The 3,213-nt window shown below is 24.3% G+C and carries 4 protein-coding genes; all 4 read left to right on the plus strand.

Going from position 1 to position 3,213, the window contains the following annotated elements; all coding sequences use genetic code 11:
* The first annotated feature begins 376 nt into the window (after positions 1-376).
* The 4 genes from EGD97_RS12065 to EGD97_RS12080 all read left to right on the plus strand — a co-directional run bounded on the left by EGD97_RS12065 (position 377) and on the right by EGD97_RS12080 (position 2,715).
* The gene (locus EGD97_RS12065; protein ID WP_078683331.1) at positions 377-682 is read left to right on the plus strand and encodes an ArsR/SmtB family transcription factor; all 306 of its coding nucleotides are present in this window, start codon (positions 377-379) and stop codon (positions 680-682) included.
* Between the two features lie 203 nt (positions 683-885).
* A complete protein-coding gene (locus tag EGD97_RS12070; RefSeq protein ID WP_407643159.1) occupies positions 886-1,161 on the plus strand; it encodes a thioredoxin family protein in 276 nt (91 codons plus the stop codon).
* Positions 1,162-1,214: 53 nt separating this feature from the next.
* Positions 1,215-1,619, plus strand: a complete 405-nt coding sequence (locus EGD97_RS12075; RefSeq protein ID WP_127837546.1) for an arsenate reductase ArsC — start codon at positions 1,215-1,217, stop codon at positions 1,617-1,619.
* A gap of 340 nt (positions 1,620-1,959) precedes the next feature.
* On the plus strand, positions 1,960-2,715 hold the full coding sequence (locus EGD97_RS12080; RefSeq protein ID WP_127837547.1) for a peptidylprolyl isomerase: 756 nt from the start codon (positions 1,960-1,962) through the stop codon (positions 2,713-2,715).
* Positions 2,716-3,213 lie beyond the last annotated feature (498 nt).

Genomic DNA, 3,213 nt, shown 5'->3' on the forward strand with positions numbered 1-3,213 from the left:
CTCAGTCGGTAGAGCAGAGGACTGAAAATCCTCGTGTCCCTGGTTCGATTCCTGGTCTGGCCACCAATCTAAATTTTGTTTTATAAATAAATCCAGTAAAAAGTATTTTCTGCTTTTTACTGGATTTATTTTTGTGGATTTATTTTTAACTTTTGCAAACGTAAAAAATAAATTTATAGATTATATTAAATATATTTGATAAATTAAGCATATAAAGATTAATATATGTAATGATAATAGGTATATAATTTATTTTTAATAAATACTATGTATATAATTTATTTTTAATAAATACAAAGAATACATTGACGTTTATCGATACAAATAATATAATTAGTTATATCGAACAATATAGATATGAGGTGATAAAGTGCAAATGAGTGAATATGAAAAAAATGCAAATGTCTTTAAAGCATTTTGTGATGAAAATCGTCTTATGATTTTGGAATTATTGCAAACAGGTGAAAAATGTGCTTGTAAGTTATTAGAAAGTTTGAATATTGTTCAGTCTACTTTGTCCCATCATATGAAAATATTGTGTGATTCAGGTATTGTTAATGCCAGAAAAGAAGGAAAATGGACATATTATTCTATAAATGAAGAAGGTAGTGCCTATGCTAAAGAACTTCTTGATAAAATTACTAAACTATATAATACTAAGCAGAACTGCTCTTGCAAATAAAGCCATGCAGATTAGAATATTAATATACTTTTAATATTTGTTTGTATAAATTTTAGGAGGAATTTATTATGTCATTATTTAATTTTAAAAATAAGAAAGAAAAAATAAAGTCAAGTTGTGATTTTGAAAAAGTATATAAATTAAAGACTTCTAAAGTGGATGAAAATGAAAGCGACTCTGGTGTTAACTCTAATTCAGAGACTATGGATTTTAAAGAGATGATAAAGAAGGAAGGGATATCTGTAAAAATACTTGGCTCTGGATGCAGTAAATGCAATCAGTTGGAAGAAGCAACAAAAGATGCATTAAAAAAACTTGGAATAGATACTGCTATTGAGCATGTGAGAGATTTTGCACAGATTGCTTCATATGGAGTTATGACGACACCTGCGTTAGTTATAGACGGTAAAGTAGTTTCCTATGGAAAAGTTTTAAAAACAGAAGAAATTATTGAAATATTAAAAAAAGTAATAGGATAAAGAAAATAAAGTTTTTATAAAAAGGTTAAAATTAAAAAAGGAGATTATAAATTATGTTACCCAAAGTTGCCTTTATCTGTGTTCATAATTCATGTAGAAGTCAGATTGCAGAAGCTCTTGGGAAGCATTTTGCTTCAGATGTGTTTGAAAGTTATTCTGCGGGAACAGAAATAAAACAAAAAATTAATCAAGATGCAGTACGTCTTATGAAAGAGATTTATGGTATTGATATGGAAAAAACACAAAAACCAAAGCTTCTAGAAGAAATTCCTCCAGTTGATGTTGTTGTAACTATGGGATGCAATGTACAATGCCCATTTTTACCATGTAAATATAGAGAAGACTGGGGAATTACAGATCCAACTGGGAAAGATGATGAAGAATTCGTTAGGGTAATTCATATTATTGAACAAAAAATTAAAAATTTAAAAAATGAAATTCACTCTTTGCTAAAATAACTAGCTAAATGTATGTATCAAAAAATAGACAAATAGATAATTGGATAATTAGATATATTAAATGCTATTGATAAAGATACAAAAATCTTTTTTTAAAATAGAGATTTTTGTATCTTATATATTTTTTTGATGATTATTAATTTTATATATGTTATTATATTATTATATGATTAACTCATTAATAAGTTGTAAACTAAATTTTGCTATATATATTGATGGTATTATAAATTTCTATTACATCTATATATAATGTTCAATATTTAATAAAAAGACTTTTGTGAGATAATCATCATATATTATTATAAATATTTTATAAGTATAAGCTAAAAGGAGAAATAATATGGACAATAATGTATTGGCTGTAGTAAATGGTCAAAATATAACACAGAAGGATTTAGATGAGATAATTTCAAGATTTCCCAAAGAAAGACAATCATATTTTATGAATGAACAAGGAAAAAGTCAGCTTTTAAATCAAATAATTTCTTTTGAACTTATTTATAATTATGCTAAAGATAATGAAATAGAGAAAGATGAAGAGTATATTAAAAGACTTGAAAATGCAAAAAAAGAAATTTTAACTCAAACTGCTATAAATAAACTTCTTTCAGATGTAAATGTAACTGATGAAGAAATAAAAAAATATTATGAAGCTAATAAACATTTATTTAAAGAAGAAGACAGTGTTACAGCAAGACATATATTAGTAAATACTTTAGATGAGGCAGAAGAAATTAAAAATAAAATAGATAATGGTATGAATTTTGAAGCGGCTGCAATTAAATATTCTACTTGTCCTTCTAAAGAATATGGTGGGAATTTAGGTAGTTTTACAAAAGGTAAGATGGTTCCTGAATTTGAAAAAACTGCTTTTGAATTACCAGTTGGGGTAGTGAGTGAACCAGTAAAAACACAATTTGGCTATCATTTAATTAAAGTAGAAAATAAAAATATAGGTAGTATAAAATCCCTTGAAGAAGTTTATTTAATAATAAAAAATGAATTGCTCAACGAAAGACAGAGCTATAAATTTGCTGAAATAACTGAAAACTTAAAAAAAGAATATGATGTAATATTAAATTATAATATAGATTAATCATGTTAGTATGATTAAGTTAATATGCTTTCAAGAAGGAATAATTAATTATATTTTATTATAGTTGAAATTATTTTTTCTGTTTATAAATTTTCTATTATAAAATATATAGAATCATACATATTACTTTTTACATATTTATTCTATTTTTGAGCTAAATAGTGCTTATTATAAAAGAATTAAATATTTAATTTAAAAAGTTATAATTATTAAGAGTATATAAAAATTTAACTTAAAAGGTTAATGATATCATCTGGTAAAATAATAATCTTTTATGCTTATGCAAAAATATTTTTAAGCTTGGATTATTATTTTTACTAGATTAAATTAAGCACTTTATATTTTACAATAAGTACTATAAAAAATTTAAAATAAATAAAAAAAAGTTATTGACAAAGCAATTTAAATTTGATAAACTATAAAAGCTGTCAGATGATGGCGAAATGATTGGTCTTTGAAAATTAAACAGAGAATAAGGTAATAACCAGCAATTCTTTT

Origin of the sequence: Clostridium prolinivorans, assembly GCF_004011155.1 — a bacterium.
In the GTDB taxonomy this organism is placed as follows: domain Bacteria; phylum Bacillota; class Clostridia; order Clostridiales; family Clostridiaceae; genus Clostridium_AT; species Clostridium_AT prolinivorans.